This window comes from Gluconobacter sp. Gdi (assembly GCF_014132155.1).
Lineage (GTDB): Bacteria > Pseudomonadota > Alphaproteobacteria > Acetobacterales > Acetobacteraceae > Gluconobacter.
The window spans coordinates 251,134-272,435 of sequence record NZ_BLJQ01000005.1; the positions used below are offsets into that span (position 1 = coordinate 251,134).

At 53.3% G+C, this 21,302-nt stretch carries 17 protein-coding genes and 1 pseudogene; 8 read left to right on the forward strand and 10 right to left on the reverse strand.

What is annotated here, in order from left to right:
* Window positions 1–62 precede the first annotated feature (62 nt).
* The 6 genes from JN414_RS11440 to hydA are packed head-to-tail and all read left to right on the forward strand — an operon-like array spanning window position 63 to window position 5,905.
* Window positions 63–338 carry a 2Fe-2S iron-sulfur cluster-binding protein gene (locus tag JN414_RS11440; protein ID WP_202207986.1) on the forward strand — a complete coding sequence of 92 codons (276 nt, stop codon included), beginning with the start codon at window positions 63–65 and terminating at the stop codon, window positions 336–338.
* Complete coding sequence (locus JN414_RS11445; protein ID WP_202207987.1) at window positions 325–1,746, forward strand: NAD(P)/FAD-dependent oxidoreductase; 1,422 nt, start codon at window positions 325–327, stop codon at window positions 1,744–1,746. The genes JN414_RS11440 and JN414_RS11445 overlap by 14 nt, the downstream gene beginning before the upstream one ends.
* A complete protein-coding gene (locus JN414_RS11450; protein ID WP_202207988.1) occupies window positions 1,743–2,897 on the forward strand; it encodes an FAD-binding oxidoreductase in 1,155 nt (384 codons plus the stop codon). The genes JN414_RS11445 and JN414_RS11450 overlap by 4 nt, the downstream gene beginning before the upstream one ends.
* On the forward strand, window positions 2,894–3,835 hold the full coding sequence (locus JN414_RS11455; RefSeq protein ID WP_202207989.1) for a dihydrodipicolinate synthase family protein: 942 nt from the start codon (window positions 2,894–2,896) through the stop codon (window positions 3,833–3,835). Before JN414_RS11450 ends, JN414_RS11455 begins: the two co-directional genes overlap by 4 nt.
* Complete coding sequence (locus tag JN414_RS11460; protein ID WP_237390014.1) at window positions 3,835–4,488, forward strand: GntR family transcriptional regulator; 654 nt, start codon at window positions 3,835–3,837, stop codon at window positions 4,486–4,488. Before JN414_RS11455 ends, JN414_RS11460 begins: the two co-directional genes overlap by 1 nt.
* 28 nt (window positions 4,489–4,516) lie before the next feature.
* Window positions 4,517–5,905, forward strand: a complete 1,389-nt coding sequence (gene hydA / locus JN414_RS11465; protein WP_202207990.1) for a dihydropyrimidinase — start codon at window positions 4,517–4,519, stop codon at window positions 5,903–5,905.
* 137 nt (window positions 5,906–6,042) lie between these two features.
* Here hydA and JN414_RS11470 read toward each other — a convergent pair whose 3' ends face one another.
* The 7 genes from JN414_RS11470 to iolC form a co-directional block, all read right to left on the reverse strand.
* Window positions 6,043–6,441 carry a tautomerase family protein gene (locus JN414_RS11470; RefSeq protein WP_202207991.1) on the reverse strand — a complete coding sequence of 133 codons (399 nt, stop codon included), beginning with the start codon at window positions 6,439–6,441 and terminating at the stop codon, window positions 6,043–6,045.
* A 30-nt stretch (window positions 6,442–6,471) separates the two neighbouring features.
* Window positions 6,472–7,593, reverse strand: coding sequence for a Gfo/Idh/MocA family protein (locus JN414_RS11475; RefSeq protein ID WP_202207992.1), 1,122 nt, complete (start codon window positions 7,591–7,593; stop codon window positions 6,472–6,474).
* 5 nt (window positions 7,594–7,598) lie between these two features.
* Window positions 7,599–9,080: a sugar porter family MFS transporter gene (locus JN414_RS11480; protein WP_202207993.1), complete on the reverse strand. Its 1,482-nt coding sequence runs from the start codon at window positions 9,078–9,080 to the stop codon at window positions 7,599–7,601.
* Between the two features lie 97 nt (window positions 9,081–9,177).
* Complete coding sequence (gene iolB, locus JN414_RS11485) at window positions 9,178–9,978, reverse strand: 5-deoxy-glucuronate isomerase (RefSeq protein WP_202207994.1); 801 nt, start codon at window positions 9,976–9,978, stop codon at window positions 9,178–9,180.
* Window positions 9,960–10,862 carry a myo-inosose-2 dehydratase gene (gene iolE, locus JN414_RS11490; protein ID WP_202207995.1) on the reverse strand — a complete coding sequence of 301 codons (903 nt, stop codon included), beginning with the start codon at window positions 10,860–10,862 and terminating at the stop codon, window positions 9,960–9,962. The genes iolB and iolE overlap by 19 nt, the downstream gene beginning before the upstream one ends.
* Window positions 10,863–10,907: 45 nt before the next feature.
* On the reverse strand, window positions 10,908–12,764 hold the full coding sequence (gene iolD / locus JN414_RS11495; RefSeq protein WP_202207996.1) for a 3D-(3,5/4)-trihydroxycyclohexane-1,2-dione acylhydrolase (decyclizing): 1,857 nt from the start codon (window positions 12,762–12,764) through the stop codon (window positions 10,908–10,910).
* 24 nt (window positions 12,765–12,788) lie between these two features.
* Window positions 12,789–14,711: a bifunctional 5-dehydro-2-deoxygluconokinase/5-dehydro-2-deoxyphosphogluconate aldolase gene (iolC, locus tag JN414_RS11500; protein ID WP_237390015.1), complete on the reverse strand. Its 1,923-nt coding sequence runs from the start codon at window positions 14,709–14,711 to the stop codon at window positions 12,789–12,791.
* A gap of 315 nt (window positions 14,712–15,026) precedes the next feature.
* Between iolC and JN414_RS11505 the strand changes: the two genes are divergently transcribed.
* On the forward strand, window positions 15,027–15,848 hold the full coding sequence (locus JN414_RS11505) for a MurR/RpiR family transcriptional regulator (protein WP_202207998.1): 822 nt from the start codon (window positions 15,027–15,029) through the stop codon (window positions 15,846–15,848).
* Window positions 15,849–16,300: 452 nt separating this feature from the next.
* Here JN414_RS11505 and JN414_RS11510 read toward each other — a convergent pair whose 3' ends face one another.
* From JN414_RS11510 to JN414_RS11520, 3 genes and pseudogenes are all read right to left on the reverse strand, one after another.
* Complete coding sequence (locus JN414_RS11510) at window positions 16,301–17,176, reverse strand: GNAT family N-acetyltransferase (protein WP_202207999.1); 876 nt, start codon at window positions 17,174–17,176, stop codon at window positions 16,301–16,303.
* A pseudogene (locus JN414_RS11515) lies at window positions 17,173–17,676 on the reverse strand (Lrp/AsnC family transcriptional regulator). The gene JN414_RS11510 and the pseudogene JN414_RS11515 overlap by 4 nt, the downstream one beginning before the upstream one ends.
* A 29-nt stretch (window positions 17,677–17,705) precedes the next feature.
* Window positions 17,706–19,163: an NAD-dependent succinate-semialdehyde dehydrogenase gene (locus JN414_RS11520; RefSeq protein WP_202208000.1), complete on the reverse strand. Its 1,458-nt coding sequence runs from the start codon at window positions 19,161–19,163 to the stop codon at window positions 17,706–17,708.
* A gap of 1,284 nt (window positions 19,164–20,447) precedes the next feature.
* Between JN414_RS11520 and JN414_RS11525 the strand changes: the two genes are divergently transcribed.
* Complete coding sequence (locus JN414_RS11525) at window positions 20,448–21,275, forward strand: oxidoreductase (protein ID WP_202208001.1); 828 nt, start codon at window positions 20,448–20,450, stop codon at window positions 21,273–21,275.
* Window positions 21,276–21,302 lie beyond the last annotated feature (27 nt).

Genomic DNA, 21,302 nt, shown 5'->3' on the forward strand with positions numbered 1-21,302 from the left:
ATATACGTTATGTATACGATAGAAAACCCTTTAGAAGAATTTTCTTCTCCGGACCGATCCAGATGAGCAACGAAAACTCCCCGATCACTTTTGTTTTTCAAAGCCGATCGGGCACCCGCACGGTAAATGGCATTGAGGGGGAACCTGTTACAGCGGCGCTCCGTCGCTCAGGCATTCTCGAACTTGGACAATCCGGTATCGACGGCACCCCGCGGGGCGCTTTCTGTTTCATGGGGAGTTGTCAGGAATGCCGCGTTCTTATCAATGGCGCGATCGATTACGCCTGCAAAGCCTCCGTCCTCCCGAACATGACCGTTACGCCTTATGTCCAAGCCTGATCGATCCCCAGTCACCGTGATCGGTGGCGGAGTTGCGGGCAGCACCGCCGCCATTGCGCTTTCCCGCCACGGCCTTCCTGTCACGCTTATCGATGAACAGCCCTCAGCCGGTGGACAGATCTTTCGTGCTCCCTCTTCTTATGCACGTCAGACAGTTCCACCCAACCATGAATTCAGCGGAGGCGACGCCCTTCGCCAGAAGCTGGCCACCTCTAACGTCCGGGTGCGCCTTTCCACCCGCGTCTGGGGCCTGTCTCCCAGCCTGACACTCGACCTACTTGGCCCTGATGGAATGGACCAGATTCCGCCGTCTACGGTGGTAGTGGCCAATGGTGCGACTGAGCGATTCTTTCCTTTTCAAGGCTGGACGACACCCCGCATTACCGGCCTTGCTGGCGCCAGTATTCTCATGCGCAATGGTGGAACATTACCAGGCCAAAGTGTCGTAGTTGCAGGATCCGGGCCGCTTCTCTTTTCGGTCGCCCATCAGGTTCTTGAAATGGGCGGCAAAGTCACTGCGATTATAGATTCAGGCAACCGTGCCGACTGGACCCGGCTGGGTGCCATGCTCACGCTCGATTCCTCTCGCCTCACGCAGGCTGCCGCGTGGATGCTTCGCTTACGCAAAGCTGGAATTCCAGTCCATCACCGCTCGTTCCTGTCGGCCGCGGAGGAAACTGAAACAGGCCTGCTTCTGACGGTTAGCGATATGGACCATCCGGAGCGTCACCACTTTTACACTGCCGAAGCCGCCGCATGTGGCTATGGTCTCAAGCCTTCGACACTCATTACGCGAACCGCTGGTGTTCAGCACCGCTATGATTCACTTGGTGGTTATCTCGAGCCCGTCACAGATGTCGCGGGTCGCACAAGCCATCCTGATTTATACGTCACGGGAGACGCTGCGGGCATCCGTGGCATGGCCGTCGCCCGCCTACGCGGCCTTGTCACGGCTCATGCAGTCGCACACGATCGCGGGCTGATTCCAGCCAAAGCATATGCCAGCCTGACCAGAACGCCGCTCCGGCATCTTCGCCGTCTTGATGCTGTCTCCCGCCGAATGCTGCCGCTTATGAACGCGGGGCGTACGATAGGCGCCCGTTTGCCTGATGATACCATCGTCTGTCGCTGCGAGCGTGTAAAAGCTGGAACATTACGAACCGCCATCCAGTCTGGCGCAGAAGATTTGAACCAGCTCAAGGCATGGACCCGCTGCGGCATGGGGCCCTGTCAAGGACGTATGTGTGAAGACAGTGCGCGTGCTCTTCTTACGACTGCCTGCAACAGCACTCCCGAAGAGGCAGGCAGTTTCACGGCCCGCATACCTTTCTTTCCACTGCCCCTGACCTCCGTAACCGGAGACTTCAGTTATTCCGATATCCCTTTACCAAAGGCGGCTCCGCTATGACCGTCGCATTTCATGAATCACCCGTGATCTATGATGCCATCATCATCGGGGCGGGTGTCATGGGGGCTACTACTGCCCTATTTCTGGCTCGCGCAGGCCTGAAAGTCGCTTTAGTTGACCGGCAAGACATGTTTCGTGCTGCTTCAGGTGTTAACGCTGGAACACTGACTTTGCACATGACACGTGCGCAACTCATTCCTCACGCCATTCGCGGGCGGGAAATGTGGCTCAACAGCGCAGAATGGCTGGGCGAGGATGTCGGTGCCCTAGCCACGCCAGGGCTGTCCATGGCTTTTACCGAAGCAGAAGAAGATCTTCTTCGACAGCGCGCGAGCGTCCGTCAAAATATGGGTGCACCTATTGAGATTATTTCAGCAGAAAAAGCCGTCAGCATTGAACCAGGCGTAAATCCCCGTCTGCGTGCCGCCGCCTATTGTGCGCTGGATGGTCATATCCCGACCTATCGCGTCGGAGGAGCCTATGCCCGCGCATTAAAAGAAGCTGGTATCACTCTCATCGAGAATGCTCCCGTCGAGAGTATCTCCTCCGTAAGGGGACAAGGTCATGAAATCCGCCTTACTGGTCACGCGCGCGCCATACACGGACGCCGTGTGGTTCTTAGTACCGGTGCCTGGCTGGAAAAGATGCTTGGCTGGTTTGGACATGACATTTCAATCCGCTGCCTTATCAACCAGCTCGTCGTTACAGAAACTCTGCCACCTGTCATGGGAAGCGTACTGAGCATCGCCAACGGTCTGCTGTCACTCAAACAGTTCGCCAATGGCAGTGTCCTGATTGGCGGAGGCTGGCAGGGTGAAGGCAACATTCGTGACGGTGGCACCCGCGTCATTCCTGAAAATCTTCAGGGTAACGTCCGCCTCGCCCAGCATGTCGTCCCTCGTCTGAACGAGGCACAGATCCTCCGGGTATGGCTTGGACTGGAATCTGAAACTCCAGATGCCATGCCGCTGATAGGCGCTCTTACACCTGATGATGATGCCTTTGTTGTTGGCTGCGTCCACTCGGGCTTTACCAGTGGCCCCTACATGGGTCGTCTCCTTGCCGAGCGCATTCTCGGCGCCGATCCCGACTTAAGCGCCTTTAATCCCTCTCGTTTCTCCCCCTCTTCAGCCACCAGAGCTCAGCTATGATTCCCGCGTCTCCTACGCCGTTCCGGGGCGTTTACGCCGCCACGCTTGTGCCTTTTCTGGCTGATGGCACGCTGGATGAAGCCCTTTTCAGTCAGCATCTTGCAGAGTGCACTGCTCCCCAAGGCATCGTCGGTATTCTCTGCAACGGTCATGCTGGCGAAAACCATCTTCTGACCCGAGCCGAAAAGCGCCGGGTGGTGGAGCTGGCTGCGGAAACCATCGGAAAAACACGGATCATTGTCTCCGGTGTTCTTTCCGAAGACCTTGATGAAGCCTGCGAGCACGCACGGGACGCCGTAGCTGCCGGCGCTGACGCACTCCTTGTGTTTCCACCCTTTTCCTGGGCCGTCTCACAGGACGCCGATGCCATTATCGCCCATCACACCGCGATCTGTGAAGCGGTTGACGTCCCAATCATGCTCTATCAGTCCTCGATCAGCAGCGGGGGTATGGCCTATTCCCTACCAATTCTCGAAACTTTGTTAAGGCTTCCGGGGGTCGTTGCCGTCAAGGAAGGCAGTTGGGAAGCCAATGCCTATGACCGACACCGCAGACTAGCCGCACGCATTGCGCCACACGTAGACGTTATGGCATCGGGAGACGAACATCTCCTTGCCTGTTTTGCTATCGGCACCACCGGTAGTCTCGTCAGCCTGGCCGCTATTCTGCCAAAGGCCATGGCAGGTCTGTTCAGCGCCATACGTGCAAACGATCTGCCTGCCGCGCAAAAGATCCATGAAGCTGTCCAGCCCCTCGCCAACCTGATCTACGGCCGTGCCCCAGGGGGACGAGCCACCCTACGCTTGAAAGCCTGCCTGGTCATGCAGGATAAATGGCCCTCCTGCCGCACGCGCAAGGCTTCTGATATCATCGCTCCAGAAGAATGGCAGGAACTGTCAACTGCATTGAAAACTGCCATGACAGTGGAAGGACCGTAATGAGCGATTACATGGTGGCCGATCGCGAGCAGAATCTCGCAGAACTGGCTTACACGCAGATTAAACGTATGATCCTTGAGAAAAAGCTACCCAGCGGCATGTCAGTCGTGGAAGGCCGTCTTGCGGACCATCTCGAAATTTCCCGCACACCTGTGCGCGAAGCCCTGATGCGCCTTGCTGCCGAAGACCTCCTGATCAAACAGGGATCGCGCTCTTTTGCCGTCCGTAATGTCTCGGCTATTGAGTTTTTTCAGGCCATTCATATCCGTGAAATTCTAGAGAGCGAAGCCATCGCCCTCTCGTTCGACAAACTCGACCGCGCCACGCTCGAGGAACTGCGTCGCGACATTGTGGAACTGGGAAAAACTCCCGACCAGACAGCCGCCCAATGGCAGCTCGATGACCGGCTTCACCGCATGTTCCCGACAGTTTCAGGAAACAGTGTTCTTCTCCGTACGATCGACGAACTCCGTACCCTTACCCGGCTGTGCGAAGTCACCTACCCCCTCGGTCGCGTCCCCTCTTCCACATCTGAACATCTGGCCATCGTAGATGCCCTGCTTGCAGGCGATCGCGAGGCCGCACGCGCAGCCATGGTTACACATCTGCGCAATGTCGCGGCCGACTGCATGGACATTCTCAGGGGCGGCTAAAACGCCCCATCTTACAGGAGACACCATCATGACGACTTTTGACCTCGTGATCCGGAACGGTATGATCGTGACCGCGACAGACAAATATATCGCCGACCTCGGGATCAACGGCTCAAAAATCGTTGAGATCGGTTCCAATCTCCAAGGACATGAAACGGTCGATGCGACCGGTCTTCTGGTCATGCCAGGCGGGATCGACGGCCATTGCCATATCGAGCAGGAAGAGGCTGACGGCACAATTCATGAAGACGATTTCGTCTCAGCTACCGGGTCGGCCCTGCTTGGAGGCACCACGACAGCGGTTTGCTTTGCCTCGCATGTTCCCGGACGAGGTCTCGTGGAGCAATTTGAGGCTTATCGTGAGAAAGGCGCAAATTCCCGGATCGATTTTGCTATTCACCAGATCATCACCCGTACCGATGACCAGACAATCCATGACGAGATTCCCATTGTAGCCGAACGGGGAGCGGCCGGCCTGAAGGTCTTCATGACCTATGACGACTTTCATCTTGCCGACGGGCAGTTTCTTCAGGTTCTGGAAGCCGCCCGTAAAAGCAGGATCATTGTTTCCGTCCATTGTGAGAACTACGATGCCATCCGTCACCTGATCCTGCGTCACCTGGATGAGGGTCGGACCGAACCTCATGGTCATGCAACCTCGCGGCCCCCCAGTGTAGAACGTGAGGCCACTTACCGCGCGATGACACTGAGTGAACTCGTGAACCAGGAAATTCAGATTTTCCATGTTTCCTGCCCCGAAGTCGCTGAGGAAATCAGCCGGGCCCAGTCACGGGGCGTCAAGGTTGTGGCTGAAACCTGCCCCCATTATCTTACTCTGACCGAAGACGCCCTCAAACGCGACAATTTCGAAGGTACAAAATACATCTGTAGCCCACCGCTGCGCACCCAAGCACAGCAGGAGGGTATGTGGTCTTACCTTCGAAGCGGTGTCATCAGTATCATTTCGTCCGATCATTGTGGTTACACATTTGATGGCGCCGTCGGGAAAGGTCGTCATGGTCGGGATGCCGATTTCTCCCTTATTCCCAATGGCATGCCCGGTCTCGGCACACGCCTGCCAGTCTTTTATGATGCCGCCATCAACAGCGGGAAGCTGGACCTGACCGACTTCGTGCGCCTCACCGCTACGACCCCAGCAAAACGCTATGGTCTCTATCCCGAAAAAGGCACGATCGCCCCCGGTTCTGACGCCGATCTGGTTCTATGGGACCCGAACCGCGTAGTCACGATCACCAATGACCTCTTCCAGAGCAATATTGACTACACCCCTTATGAGGGCCTGACTGTGCGCGGTTGGCCGACAAAAGTTTTTCTACGTGGAACTCTTGCCATGGAAGAAGGAAAGCTTGTCGCCATGCCAGGAGCCGGACAATTTCTCAAGGTTCGGCACGCTTGAAAGGCTCTGGCACTTATACTGCACTTTTCCACATCTATGAACCACGTTCAGAAGAGACAGACTGCACAGAATATTTCTCAACACTGATGCAGCCTGTCCTCTGATCAAGGTTTGGTTAGAGCTATGGGAGGTGAAGACTATTTCCCTCCGAGTTCCCCCGTCAGAAACTGTGCTCTTCCCAGCCCAAAGGACCAGTGCGCATCCTGATTTTCAACCACGGACACCATAACGTCCGACGAAGAAATTCCGCACTCCCGTTCAAGATGTTCTGTTAGCAGTTTGTAGAATAATGCCGTCTTTTCTTCGCCGCGTGGCCGGCTGAACATCTGAACAACCACAACTTTTTCAGTCCGCGGAATTCCAAGACCCGTATCTTCCACGATCATGCGTGAAGGCTTGTACTCAGAAACCAATTGATAGCGGTCTCCACGCGGGACCTCAAAGGCTTCCAGCATCGCTTCATGGGCAGCATCCAGAAGCGTCTTGATCTCCGCATCCGTGCGGCCTTCAAGCATATGAAAGTGAAGTAATGGCATGGTATTTTCTCCAGTTTTAATTGAAACGGATCAGGAAATCGTCTGCCACTGCCTTTGCTGATGTGAGCAAACAGCAGCATCGATGATCTTCTGAATTTCCCATGCCTCCCGGAAATCTGGAGTGCTGGGTTCGCCACGATCAATGGCGCGAATAAATTCTGCCATTTCGATCGTCTTGATATCGTTGAAGCCAAGGTGGTGGCCTTGCGCGACGCAGAATGCGCCGTAAGGCGGATGTTGTGGGCCAGTTTCGATCAGCCGGAAACCGTTTGTCCGGCTATCCTCACCAGCCTTATAATAGAGCAGTTCATTCATGCGTTCCTGAGTGAATGACAATGCTCCCTTACTGCCGGAAATTTCAAATTCCAGCTGCATTTTCCGTCCTGTCGCAAGCCAGTTGGCCTGAAGAGTTCCGGAACATCCACGCTCAAACGTGACAATCATTCTAGCCACGTCATCAATATTAATGTCTCTGAGCTCTGACGCCCCGGCAAAGGCAGGCCGTTTCTTCACTACCGTGTCCAACTGGGCAAAGACCGACGTTATGGGTCCTAACAGAAACCGTGCAACGGAAATAATGTGACTTCCCACGTCTGCCAGCGCCCCCGTCCCTCCCGCAGGATCGCATCGCCAGCTATAGGGGGACAAGGGATCCGACATGAAATCTTCTGCGTGGATGCCATTAAAAGCGTAAATTTCTCCCAACTCCCCTGACTCGATGAAATCACGTGCGTATTTCAGCAGCGGGTTTTTAAGATAATTAAAACCACTCTGTGTCCTCACACCTGCTTTTTCAGCCGCCAGAACAATCTCCCACGCCTCTGACGCGGTAGGAGACAATGGCTTTTCGCAGTGAACGTGTTTGCCCGCAGCAATAGCAGGCAGTGCCATCTGACGATGTAAAAGTGTCGGAGTCGTAATGGAGATGATGTCAATCAATGGATCATCAATGAGCTCCTGCCAATCCTGGGTATAGGACGCAAAACCGAACTGACGCTGGAAAAGGCGTGCGCGTTCTCCATCAATATCGGCGATCTTATGAAGAACGGGCCGGGAAATGTCGTCAAAAACGTTTCCAGCCGCCTGATAAGCAAGGGCATGGGCTTTTCCCATGAAACCCGTGCCAATCAGGCCAATCCTCAATGTATTCACAACCTTTACTCCTGACCAGATACGGCAGGAGCAATCGGCGCACTTACCGGCACAGTTACTGGTGCACCACCCGGACGACGACTAAGCATGACAGATTCGATTTTTTCCAGAGAAACGCCTTTGGTTTCCGGAACAAATTTAAGCACGAACCACATGCATACGAGACACAATCCGGCGAAGAGCCACATGGAGAATGCTCCGTGAAAATGCTCGTTCAGGAACTTGTTTTCACTCAGCATCGGAAATGTCTGGCTGACAACAAAATTCATGGTCCATTGGCATGAAACGGCAATACTCATACCAATGGAGCGAATAGCATTTGGGAAAATTTCGGCGACCAAAACCCATGTTACCGGCCCCCAAGACATGCCGAAAGCAAACATGAAAACCAGCATACCAACCAGCGCCAGCAACCCTGTCGTCTGGGTATAGAGAGCCCAGGAAACTGTCAGCAGGCCAATGCACATGACAACCGATCCTACACGGATCAAGGGTAGACGCCCCTTTCGGTCAATAATCCACGCGCCAAGTATCGCACCGCAGACTGAGACCACACCAATCCAGATCGTCTGGAAGAGTGCCGCCTGAATGCCACCGCTGGTTGTCTTCAAAACCATAGGAGCATAATACATGATGACATTAACGCCTGTGAGCTGCTGCAGCAGAGCAATCATGGCGCCTACGAAAATGATCCACTTGGCTCCGTCGCGTTTCAATACAGAGACGCTATTTCGGGCATCCATTTCGATATTGGCAACAGATTCACGAATTTCACCCAGCAGAGACTGAGCATGCTGCTCATTGGAAATCCGCTTCAGGGTCTTGAGTGCCTCTTCGTCACGGCCACGCAGAACATGCCAACGGGGAGATTCCGGGATCAGGAAAATCGTAGCGCAGAAAATAACGCAGGGTACGATTTCCGAGGCGATCATCCAGCGCCAGCCAACGTCTCTCAACCACTCGGTCGACGCACTTCTCGCGATCAGATAGTTCACGATGAAGACCACAACCTGCCCAAAAACAATAGCGAACTGCTCCATTGTCAGAGCACGACCGCGCATGTCTTTCGGTGAGACTTCCGACATGTACATCGGAGAGACTGCCGAAGCCACACCCACTGCAATGCCACCAATCATGCGGTAAATAACAAACCACATGAAGCTATCAACGAGCGCGGCACCCAGCGCCGAAATCGTAAACAGAATGGCGCACACAAAAAGCGTTACGCGCCGACCCAGCCTGTGCGCCATCCAGCCAGACAGGGCTGCACCGATGATGCATCCAACAACCACATTCGAGACCGCCCACCCTGTCTCTGCCGGAGACAGATGGAAATAGTCGCGAAGTGAGTCAATGGCGCCGGATATGACGGAAGTATCATATCCGAAGAGGATACCCCCAAGCGCTGCAACGGCACAGATACGAAGCACATATTTCACGTCATGCCGCTCAGACTGAACGAACACGACATCCTTGATACTTGCCATGATTTCTACTCCATCACTAAGAAGCATTTCTCTCTTGGTGACTGGTTGGCTTTATCGTTCCTGGTTGAAAACCTGCCTTGCAGGCTTTCTTTATCGTTCAATATGGAAGGTGTGCCTGGTCTGGATCCATGGAGAATTTCCATGCCCGACGCGGGCCGGCCATCACATTGAGATAGTAAAGGTCAAAACCATGCGGCGCCCCGACAGGATGATACCCTTTCGGAACCATAACCGTATCGCGATTGGATATGGCCATGGCCTCATCCAGCGATCCGTCTTTGGTATAAACACGCTGTAAAGCGAAGCCACTTCCCCGTTTCAAGCGATGATAATACGTTTCCTCAAGATAGGTCTCATTGGGGAAATCGTCTGTATCATGCTTGTGTGGTGGATAGCTGGACCAGTGGCCACCAGGGGTAATTACCTCTACGACCAGAAGCGTTTCCGCTGGTGCAGTATCCGGCAGGATATTCCGGATAAACCGCTCGTTTGTCCCGGTTCCGCGAGCAACTTCGCCAGCCTCATCGGGAGGAATAAGCCGTGCAGGGTATTTGCCGGACGCGGGTGAGCGGCAAACTGCCAATTCAACATCCGTCTCGGCTTCCGCCCGCCAGATTGTCCCCGGAGGAAGATATACGGACCATGGAAGCCCATCAAATGGACTCATCCGTTCTCCAATCAAACCGAAATCCTGCTCCGCACCTTCGATACGTGCACGACCGCTCACGAGAACAAGACAGACCTCAGTACGATCCGTAGGTTCAGAAACCGTTTCACCAGCCTTGAGTGACATCACTTCAAAACCAATGTAGTCCCAACCCGCTTTCTCCGGCGTCAGATTGATGATCCGGCAGTTTTCATCGCGAGGGTGAGCGTGAATCAGGAGGCGCGAAGACATGACATGTGCCCCGTCTGTGAGAGGATATTCACCAGATGATTCCGGCCCATCCGAGCGTAAGTCAGAGGGCTGATTTCTTCCGAATACTGTTCGGCTTCAAGAACGACCCAGCCGTAATATTCAGGGATTTCCGAAAATACCTTGGCGTAGTCGATACAACCATCTCCGGGAACGGTAAAAACGTCTCCCATGACTGCCTGCAGAAAACTCCAGTCTTCCCTATCCGCCTTGGCTCGCTTTTCTGGTCGCAGATCCTTCACATGCACGTGCCGGATACGATTACGATAAACTTTCGCCAGTTCTGCAGGATCTGAACCTCCCCACAGAGCGTGCCCGGTATCAAGAAGCAATTTTACGGACGGCCCTGTCAAACGCATCAAGTCATCGATATCCTGCCGGGACTGCACAACAGTGCCCATGTGATGATGATAAACGAAATCCAGGCCTTCAGCAGCGACAGCATCCGCCATGAGCGTCATGCGGCGTCCGAATTCCAGCCACGCCTCATTTTCCAGAACAGGCCGACGGGAAAGCGGAATGCTGACATCCGAGTGAATGGCATTAGATGTTTCCGCGGCGATAAAAACGGGAGCACCCAGCGCCTTAAGAACCTGAAGATGCGGCTGCATGCGCTCAATTTCTTCTTCGGCACTCCGGATCAGAAGCTCTGTCGAATACCATCCGGAAACCAGCTTCAAGCCATAGGACGTGAGCACTGTCTCCAGTTCAGACGCCGTTCTGGGAAACTTGTTCCCTAGTTCCATTCCTTCAATACCTGCCTCTCGCGCTTCGGAAAGACAGGTTTCCAGAGAAATTTTTCCACCCAGAAACGGCATGTCGTCGTTACTCCAGATGATCGGGTTGGCACCAATTCTAACAGACATTGAAGACTCCCGGCCTTCCCTGAAGGCCACACATCCTGTGCAGTTTTAGTTTCCGATGCGCTGTCCCATGCGCAAGCGTTCATAGGTTGCACGCGCATCCCGAACCGATTCACGCGATGACACTTCCGGGACCGCAACGTCCCACCATGTTCCACCGTCATCAGTGATTGCCTTGGGGTCAGTATCAATAACGATCACTGTTGTACGATCTGCAGTTCTTGCCCGCTGCACGGCTTCCGAAAGCTCCGCAGTTCCCGAGACTTTTTCTGCGCGGGCACCAAGCCCCTGCGCCAGCTGGATAAAATCAATTTCCGGCGTCACGACCTGTGTACAATTTTCCAGAAGGTTATTGAACGGCGCACCGCCGACTGCCTGCTGAAGCCTATTGATGCAGCCATAACCCTGATTATTAAGGAGAACGACCGTCAGCTTCTGGCCCAGCATCACGGAAGTTGCGATTTCGGAATTTAGCATGAGGTAAGAACCATCACCGAGCATAACAGTCACATGCCTGTCAGGCTCCGCCATCTTCACGCCAATCGCACCTGCCAGCTCATACCCCATGCAGGAAAAGCCGTATTCCATGTGGTATCCACCTGGCATCCCGGGACGCCAGTGCTTCTGGAGCTCCGCTGGCAATCCTCCGGCAGCACACACAACAATATCGCTCGGCTGGGCCATGCGCTGCACCGCCCCCACCACTTGTGCATCACTGGGTAGGGTTTCCTGCCTGACAGAGGGCTCGGCCTGATAGCCCAGAGAGCTCTCAGACCATGTTGCAAGAGCGTTTCTGGCCTTCTGCATCCAGTCAGGGTCAGCTTTCCATTCTGCAAGATAACTTTCCAGCGCCCGCAATCCTACGCGGGCATCCGCCACAAGTGGGGTTGCGAGATGCTTGGTCGCATCGGCTACCTGCACGTTTAAAGTCACGATCTTTACGGATGGATTACGGAACATCCCCCAGGACCCCGTAGTAAAATCCTGAAGACGGGTCCCGACAGCAATAATAAGATCCGCTTCTTCCGCAAGGTCGTTGGCTGCAGATGTACCAGCCACACCAAGACCTCCCATATTCAACGGATGATCAGGAGACAGAGAGGATTTCCCCGCCTGAGTTTCGCCAGACGGAACCCCATGTCGGGTACAGAACTCCGCTAACGCCTGCTCCGCGCCAGAATAAAGGGTTCCCCCACCTGCAATCACCAGCGGTTTACTGGATGCACGGATGAGCTCCGCCGCTTCCATCAACTCACGTTCATCAGGTTGAACCCGACGAATACGGTGAATACGCTCGACGAAGAAGCTTTCCGGATAATCGAAGGCTTCTGCCTGAACATCCTGACAAAGAGATAGTGTGACTGGACCGCATTCGGCAGGATCAGTCAGAACCGTCATGGCACGATTGAACGCCGGGATGATCTGCTCTGGCCGTGTTATACGGTCAAAATAGCTCGACACTGACCGGAACGCATCATTTGCACTGACTGTACCGTCGCTAAAATCCTCGATCTGCTGAAGCACAGGATCCGGAATACGATTGGCAAACACATCGCCTGGTAAAAGCAGCAGCGGCAAGCGATTGACATGAGCCACAGCCGCCCCCGTCACCATATTCAAGGCACCAGGCCCAATAGAACTCGTGCAGGCCATCGCACGGCGCCGACGAGATGCTTTGGCAAAGGCCGTCGCAATATGCGTCATACCCTGCTCATTATGGGCACGCCAGGTAACCAGGTCATTCTTGGCCTCGTGTAATGCCTCTCCGAGGCCCGCCACATTGCCATGCCCGAAAATTGCCCATACTCCGGCAAAAAACGGCTCTATTCGGCCATCTATTTCAGTCTTCTGTGCGGCCATGGCGCGCACTAATGCCTGAGCCATAGTCAGGCGTATCGTTTTCATGGGGATATCCTTCCGGGCATTCGCTCAGGCTGCACTCTGATGAGGCAGAGGACGCCCCCTGCTTTGCCAAGCCACTACAAAATGCTCGAAACGACGCGCCAACTCGTCACGAGCCTCATTGTCCGACATCTGGCCAGCCAACCACGCCCGGGCCGTGTCACTGAAAATGGTCCGCCCGATTGCAAAACCCTTGACCCAGGGTGTTGCTGTCGTCTTGTGGAATGACTCTTCAAGTTCCGAGACCGGAGCGTCCAGTCCGAGAAGCAAAATGCCCCGGCAGAACGGATCACGCTGTTCAATAACCTCGCCGATCTTTTTCCACGCAGCTTCGGAGGGCTGTGACTCCAGTTTCCACCAGTCTGGCTGAATGCCGATGTCATAGAGCCGCTCAAGCACGCAAGAGACAGTATCCGTCTTGAGTTCACCGTGCCTTCCAGCAATAATTTCCAGCAACAACTCCCGCCCTTGCAAACGACATGCCTCATAAGCGCGGCGGAGTTCACGTTCCTGCCGGAGTTTCAGATCGTCGCTGTCGTCCGGATGGTAAAAACAGAGACATTTGATGATCTGATCCTTCGGCCATTCGATGAGCGACGTACCCAAGCTGCCCTGCCCTTCAAAATCCAGCGGCCTTGAGCCGGTTTTTTCAATAGGACGTGCTGTCCAGAGGCCATTTTCCGCCGCTTGGAACAAAGCATCCTGACCATACCGACCGTCCATGAAGACCCCGAAACCTTCCCGCCCCTTCGCGACCTTCGCCGCTGCTTCGACAGCCAGGATCTTGAAACGGGCAATCCTACTGGATGGTGCTCCGGCTGCGGTGGCCATCTCTTCAAGCTGAACCCTATGATCACAGGCCAAGGCCATGACCGGAAAGGCTTGCTCTGTGCGGGTTGTAACCCAATGAAGATGGTTCAGAGCTTTATCATATCTCAGGGCCCTGTAAGTCGATCCGTGTGAAAGGAAATATTCGAGCTCTTTCCAGCTTGGGATTTCAGACGAGCAGAGCAGACGCGAAACAGCAAAAGCACCACAGGCATTTGCATATCGGCAGCATTCCGATAGGGGCTCATCTTTCAGCCAGCCACGTAGGAAGCCGGACATGAATGCGTCCCCCGCGCCAAGCGTATTATAGACTTCCACAGGAAAACCAGGGCCGCTGATACCTTCCTCAAGACTGCCAGGTATTTCGCCGTCAAAAACGACACATCCCATAGGCCCACGCTTGCAAACAATCGTGGCGTCTGACACCGAACGGATATTCCGGATGGCCTCCAACGTCTCTTCGCTACCACCCGCAATATGAAGCTCTTCTTCCGTGCCAACAATCAGATCGCAATCCGGAAGAATGTCCTGCAAATGAGATGTCACATTCTCAGAACGAACGTAGCGGGCTTCGCCGTCCCCGATCCCAGCCAGTCCCCAGAGGTTCGGCCGATAATCCACATCGAAAGCAATACGACCACCGGCCTGTCGGATCAGACGCATTGCCTTACGTTGTGCTGCGGCAGACCCAGATTGGGCAAAATGTGTTCCGGTTACGACAATTGCCCGCGCGCGCTGGATAAAGGCCGGATCAATATCGTCTTCATTCAATGCAGCATCTGCGCAATCTGTCCGATAGAATAGTAGCGGAAAACTTTCCCTATTTTTGACGCCCAGAATCGCTAAAGCAGTAAACCGGTCCGGATCTGTATGAATTCCTTCAATCGCCACACCTTCACGCTTCATCTGCTCCTGAATAAAGCGTCCAAAATGCTCGTTCCCGACGCGGGTAATGATGCCGGATTTCAATCCAAGACGCGCCGTTCCGATTGCAATATTGGCCGGACACCCCCCGACCGCCTTGCTAAAACTGGCCATGTCTTCAAGCCGACTACCTATCTGCTGTCCGTAAAGGTCCACGGACGCGCGACCAATGGTGATAACATCAAGATCTGTAGACATCGCAGGATCCACCTTCATCGTGTCTGAACATTCCCCGACATGCGGAATATTTGTTCTATTCCCACACTCTGTGATGAGCCTGCAATCTGATTCTCAGTTAAATATATCACTTTATGATGATATATGTCATACGTATCATGTTATATATCTCATTGTTCCGTCTTTTTGTGAGATTGAGAGCCCAATCTTCAGTAAGTATGGAATATATGTTCTCTTTGGAAATGCAGACGTTTTCATAGCTTTCGTCTAAGATTTCCCAGCGGAAAAACCATCGCCTTAACAATGCACATAAGATGGCAAGGAAGGCTTGACTAAATGACCATGACTGACCGGTATCAAACTTTCTCCGATGAACTGGGAAAACGCTATACTTCGCTCCCCCCGCGCCTAAAACAGCTTGCTGATGTGGTTTCCAGCAATCCTGACGACATTGCACACTGGACCGTCAGCATTCTTGCGCATCATGCCAATGTTCAGCCCTCTACGGTCGTCCGCTTCTCAAGGACTTTCGGTTTTCAAGGGTATTCAGATTTCCAGGCAATTTTTAGGGAAAGGCTTCGCGGATTAGCTTCATCCTACCCTGAGCGCCTGCAGGCACTGCAGAGCCCTGACGATACTGCACATTCCACAATTAATTTGTTAACCGGCTTCCACCGCGCAGCAGTTACGTCCCTGAACAGCCTCCAGGAAAAGACAAACCCAGCCCTTCTTGATAAGGCAGTCGATATTCTGGCGAATGCCCGATGCATTCATATTCTTGGCCTCAGACGCTCTATGCCAGTCGCGCGCTATTTCGCTTATCTACTGACAAAAATGGGCATTTCCCATCAGGTTATTGGCACGGAGAGTGGCATGGAAGACGAGGCACTTCTTTCCGCAACACCGTCAGATGCAGCACTTATTATCAGCTACGCAGCGTATGCCCAAAAAACAGTAGAGCTGTTCACCAAATTCGAAGAGCGAAAAGTGCCTATCGTTTCTATGACTGACAATAAAAATAGCCCGATTATACCGAAATCAGGAGTATGGATTCAAGTAACTGAAGCCGATTTCCATGGATTCCGCTCCAATGCTGCTTCAGTTGTGATGATCATGACGCTCGCCATGGCAATCGGAAACTACCGGAGGAATTTATAGATCATTTTCGCTATTTTTTAATTCGGATCTCATAACACAACGCTGATCTCAAAAAATTTGTCCGATACGATAGAAGAATGTACCTCAAGTCGAGAGCAAAGGCTGCCACATCCAAAAAGAACCTAGCTCAGTTGCCCTGCATCCAGCGTTCAGATTCTATATGAGACACCGCCCCTCTCTGCCGGAATAGGCACGCAAAAACATCTGTGTCAGCCCGAAAATCATCCAGTTGATCCACACCTGAACCAACAGAAAAGAGCACTTCAAGATTGGGAAAAACCTCTGCCAGATTTTCCGGTGGCTGCCACGCGGCCAGATAGCGAACCTTCTGCGGATCTCCGGTTCTGGCCAAACATGAAACGCAAGCTCAGGCAGTTCGCTAGCGAACATTGGCCTCCACAGACGTGCACGCTCTTCAGTAGATTTCAGCACAAAAGACACTTCAATAATCCTTAACCAAGAGCCTGACTGGTCAGAGCAAAATATTGCGGAGCACTGTCAGAGATCACCACAGGCTCGGTCGACATTGTGTTGACGACGTCCACGCGGATTAGCCCCATTTCATCCAGCCAGCCTGAGAGACCAGATGAAGTCGGCGTATCAATTCTGATAAATTCTCCACCATACGTACCAATCCAATGAGAAATGAGCGCCTTAGCCTGCTCTGTCGTTTCCGCTGCAACAGGACCAATCAACCATCCCCACCCGAACCGACGGCAGAACGAGTATCCCCGGATCCCCTCTTCCGTATCGATCACCACACCTTTGGCGCTCTGCACCAGTTCTTCAACAAGTGCAGATCGATCCATCCCAGTAGCGGCCCTGTCGAACGTTATGAGATCCTGAAGATCATACTGAACAACCGGCCGCAGCCGCTGGCCCGCCTCAAGAGCGATAATGGGAGAAGACACACCATTACCCTGATGCTGCTCCACAATCCCCGTCGGAACAAAACCCAGTTTTTCATAGAGCGGCTGCCCAGCAGGCGTCGCGTTAAGGGATATTGAACGGCCAGGAAGAAGCCTGCGCACCGTTGTCAGCATGTTTGTGCCGATGCCGTGCCCTTGCCATGCACCATTGACGATAATCAGCCCAACTGTGGCGTGACGTTCCCCAAATGACCACCACATAATGGTGCCAATGATTTCTCCACTTTCCAGTGTCGCCACTAACCCATGACCAAGACGCAGCATGAAATACCAGTCTTCAAGACGGTGTGGCCACCCCAATACCTTTGAAAGACCCGATGCAGCCCCCAGATCTTCCTCGGTCATACTCCGGAGGTTAATGGCCGTCTGTTCACGTACATTCGCATTTTCCAGGCTCATAACGAACGCTCCGTGTTTCTGGTAAGACTTTCGATCAGAAATGCAGGCTTCAGAATGGGAGATTTTATAACAATATAACTAAAGTACTTCTCGATACCGATATTCTGATCCAGAAGAGCTTCGATTGTTTCATGATAATGATCAATGTTTCTGACCATGAATTTCAGAAGGTAATCGTACCCACCACTGATAAGATGCGCCTCCACCAGAGATTCCACTTTCTGCATTGCAGTCTCAAAGCGAAAAAATCATCCCTTCTGTGATCTGACAGTGTGACCTCTGTAAAGACAGTCATGACGCTCGAGATTTTTTGCAGGGCAATCTGCGCCCCATATCCCACAATGTAACCGGCTGCTTCCAGCCGCTTGACGCGGATCAGACATGGACTGGCAGACAGAACCAACGCGGTTTGCCAGTTCCACATTGGTCAGCCGGCCGTTCTTCTGCAGCTGAGCAAGGATTTTAAGATCAATACGATCAAGCTTGGGCGCGATTGCCATAAGTCAGGCCATTTTCTCTTCAACGACGGTCATTGTGCAGTCGCCAGTCCAATGTGAAAGCTCTTCACTTCCAAGAATTCTTCGAGGCCCAGTGCGCCCCCTTCCCGCCCGAGCCCGGACTTCTTCACGCCCCCGAAAGGTGCTGACACAAGGGAGATGGAACCGGTGTTCAGTCCTACCATGCCAAAATCGAGAGCCTCGCCAACCCGCCAACCTCTCGCGATGTCATTCGTGAAGAAATAGCTCGCCAGACCGAAAGGAGTAGCATTGGCCTGCTGAACTGCATCCTGCTCGTTATCGAAGCGGAACACGGGTAGGATCGGACCAAACGTTTCTTCCTGTGCAATCCGCATCTCGGACGTCACATCCGCCAGCAGCACGGGAGAGGCGAACCGACCGTTAATGTCCAGTGGTTTACCAACAATACGAGCGCCCTTGGCCAAAGCGTCTTCCACATGTTCCTTTACCTTGGCAACGGCAGCTTCATTAATCAGCGGTCCAATCTGCGTTTGCGGATCAAATCCGTCGCCGGTCTTCAAAGTCATCACCTCTGCTGCGAGTTTTTCCAGAAACGCATCATGAATCCCGGATTGAACGTAAACGCGGTTCGCGCAGACACAGGTCTGCCCGGCGTTCCGGAATTTACTCAGCATTGTTCCGGACACCGCAACAGAAAGATCGGCGTCATCAAAGACAATGAGAGGAGCGTTTCCGCCTAGTTCAAGACTGAGTTTTTTGATCGTGTCCGCGGACTGACGCATCAGCAACGACCCGACTTTCGTAGAGCCCGTGAAAGACAGCTTGCGCACAACGGGACTTGAAGTCAGTTGCGGGCCAATCTCTTGCGCATAGCCCGTCACAACAGACAGAAGCCCTTTTGGAAGGCCTGCGCGTTCTGCCAAAACGGCTAGAGCCAAAGCAGAATACGGTGTGAGTTCGGACGGTTTGATCACCATGCTGCACCCTGCGGCAAGAGCCGGGGCACATTTGCGGGTAATCATGGCAAGAGGGAAATTCCAGGGCGTAATAGCCGCTGTCACTCCCACTGGCTCTTTCAGGATGATGACCCGGCGGTCGGCTGTCGGCACCAGTGCACTGCCCTGTACGTGCTCGGCTTCAGCCGCGAACCATTTGAGGAAAGATGCAGCATAAGCAACCTCTCCTTTGGCTTCTGTTAGAGGCTTGCCTTGCTCAAGTGTCATGATCTTGGCCAGGTCATCAGCATGGTCCAGCATCAGCTGGTACCATGCCATCAGCAGACCCGCACGATCTGCGGCTGAGCTCCGACGCCACTTGCCCTGCGCAATCCGCGCGCTTTCAATGGCAGCGCGGGTTTCTTCAGCCGTGCAGGCTGGGATACTGCCGATGATCTCACCTGTTGAAGGGTTATCGACCGTCAGGGTCTTACCGCTCGTGGATGCTTTCCAGTCTCCTCCGAGAAAAACGGTCTGACGGAAAAGATCTGGATCATTCAAGGAAAATGTCATGTCGAAAACTCCGAACAGATTGACGCAGGCAAATGACAAAGAACTCTGGGGCCTGCTGGAACAGGACGAACAGGAGGTGGAACCCTGTCGCAGAGGCCGCTCACACGATCAGGGCACCGCTCAAGAAAGCAGCATAGTTCCGGATCTGCAGTTCGTGCGAAGGCCAAGCTAATCCTCTTTTTCTGACCAAGAAGAAACTCCGAGGGCAATCGGGATCCGCAAATGAGCCAAAGCCGCGGCAGACTCAAAAATTCGGTCAAACGCCACACCATAGCCTCGCCCTGCTAACCGCCATAAAAACGGATAACCCATTCGAGGGTTTTCTCAGTCAACTTCGAAGAACTCAGACGCTGTGCGCATCGTGAACGACAAGCTGTCAGTAACACTGCCGTTCTGGCGTGCGCGCTCCACGATTCCCGGAGAACAACGCTTCATTAAGAATCTCCTTTGCGCCCCAAGGTTGAAACTTCACGATGCACAAACAAGCGTACTCTCCCACGCCTTAACTTTCCATTCATACCCAGCACGCCTCTTTTAAAAACGCTAAAGCTGGCATGACTGATAATCACTTCCCCCGCCGACCCGCCCTCGTAGACCGACTCTACCCTATCACCAGATTACGCACGTCCAGCAGGGCGTCTCGTCTCGATCCTTTGACCTTACTGGCTGTCTGGAGCTAGATCTTCGAGACCTTCCCAAAAAGCTGCATCTTTGAAAGCAACGCGCAGTTAGCGGTCTGAACCAGAGCCGCCCAGTTATGGGTTGCATAGATGCCCGCTATGCCTCCCCTGTTCGCAAGAACCTCAACCTGAATTGTAATCTCAAGGTCGGTCGTAAACTCATCGAAACCGACACCTACAGCGCCTGTTATCTGGCGCGACAATTGATTTGTAAAATGCGCGCCCAAGTATCTTTCACTGATTGTTCCCGACACAGGAAGAACCAAAACCCGAACTATCGGCTCTCTCCGCCCAGAAAGAACAAGAGATTTTTATAGACACAAAATTAGTATCGTCCATGGCTGAGCCATCGAGCACAGATTTTATCCGCAGAGTCAGACCATTAAAATTTTTATGCGCTATTAATTAGACACACTAATAATATCATCCGCTTTATGGTGCCTAATCACAAAACATAATGCGGGATAATCTATCTGCCATACCCCGTTGGGCATGAACTCACACTACGAAAGAACAGGCATCTTTTGCTCTCGTAGTCCTGCCCTAACAGCAAACAAACAGAGCACAAGCGCCCTGATACGCTCGAGCTCGATGGAGAAATATAATGGCCACATGGCTCATTACAGGATGTTCCAGCGGATTAGGGCGCGATCTGGCACAGGCTGTGCTGGAACGCGGTCATAACGCCGTCATCACCGCCCGACACCCGGATAGCCTGAAAGAACTCGTTGAGGCCTATCCTAACAATGCTCTGGCTCAGGCGCTTGATGTGAGAAACCAAGACCAGATTGCACAAGCCGTACAGGCTGCCGAGAGGCGGTTCGGCAGCATAGATGTACTGGTCAACAATGCGGGATACGGTTATCGCGCAGCGATCGAAGAAGGCGAGGAAGCGGACGTAACGGCTCTGTTTGCCACTAATGTCTTCGGGCCGGTTTACATCATAAAAGCTGCCCTCCCCGGTATGCGTAAACGCCGGTCCGGAATAATTGTAAACGTCTCATCGGTAGCACCTCGCATCGCTAGCCCTGGATCAGGTTATTACTCCGCAACGAAGCTGGCGCTCGAAGGGATTTCCGCAACTCTGCGCAAGGAAATAGCACCTCTGGGCCTCAAGGTTATGGTTGTGCAACCGGGAGCCTTTCGTACGAATTTTGCGGGTCGTTCCCTGCAGGGCTCAGCAAACACCATTGCCGATTATGATGAAACTGTTGGTCCCCGGCGCAAAGCCGCTGATACAACCAGCGGTAAGGAATTGGGAGACCCGGCCAAGGCCGTTCATGTTCTCGTGGATGTCGTCATGAAAGCAAAGCTACCTGACAGTCTTCTTCTTGGAAGCGATGCCGTGACCTGGGCCATGGAAGCCATCAAAACCGAGCTTCAGGAAATCGATGATTGGAAAGCCGTCAGCACAAGCACGGATTTTGCGTGATTACGCTTTGTATTCCCTAAGTAGCAA

Coding starts and splice junctions, on each gene's coding strand:
- JN414_RS11440 (WP_202207986.1), top strand. CDS start 63: ATGAGCAACGAAAACTCCCCGATCACTTTTGTTTTTCAAAGCCGATCG.
- JN414_RS11445 (WP_202207987.1), top strand. CDS start 325: ATGTCCAAGCCTGATCGATCCCCAGTCACCGTGATCGGTGGCGGAGTT.
- JN414_RS11450 (WP_202207988.1), top strand. CDS start 1,743: ATGACCGTCGCATTTCATGAATCACCCGTGATCTATGATGCCATCATC.
- JN414_RS11455 (WP_202207989.1), top strand. CDS start 2,894: ATGATTCCCGCGTCTCCTACGCCGTTCCGGGGCGTTTACGCCGCCACG.
- JN414_RS11460 (WP_237390014.1), top strand. CDS start 3,835: ATGAGCGATTACATGGTGGCCGATCGCGAGCAGAATCTCGCAGAACTG.
- hydA (WP_202207990.1), top strand. CDS start 4,517: ATGACGACTTTTGACCTCGTGATCCGGAACGGTATGATCGTGACCGCG.
- JN414_RS11470 (WP_202207991.1), bottom strand. CDS start 6,441: ATGCCATTACTTCACTTTCATATGCTTGAAGGCCGCACGGATGCGGAG.
- JN414_RS11480 (WP_202207993.1), bottom strand. CDS start 9,080: ATGGCAAGTATCAAGGATGTCGTGTTCGTTCAGTCTGAGCGGCATGAC.
- iolB (WP_202207994.1), bottom strand. CDS start 9,978: ATGTCTTCGCGCCTCCTGATTCACGCTCACCCTCGCGATGAAAACTGC.
- iolE (WP_202207995.1), bottom strand. CDS start 10,862: ATGTCTGTTAGAATTGGTGCCAACCCGATCATCTGGAGTAACGACGAC.
- iolD (WP_202207996.1), bottom strand. CDS start 12,764: ATGAAAACGATACGCCTGACTATGGCTCAGGCATTAGTGCGCGCCATG.
- iolC (WP_237390015.1), bottom strand. CDS start 14,711: ATGTCTACAGATCTTGATGTTATCACCATTGGTCGCGCGTCCGTGGAC.
- JN414_RS11505 (WP_202207998.1), top strand. CDS start 15,027: ATGACCATGACTGACCGGTATCAAACTTTCTCCGATGAACTGGGAAAA.
- JN414_RS11510 (WP_202207999.1), bottom strand. CDS start 17,176: ATGAGCCTGGAAAATGCGAATGTACGTGAACAGACGGCCATTAACCTC.
- JN414_RS11520 (WP_202208000.1), bottom strand. CDS start 19,163: ATGACATTTTCCTTGAATGATCCAGATCTTTTCCGTCAGACCGTTTTT.
- JN414_RS11525 (WP_202208001.1), top strand. CDS start 20,448: ATGGCCACATGGCTCATTACAGGATGTTCCAGCGGATTAGGGCGCGAT.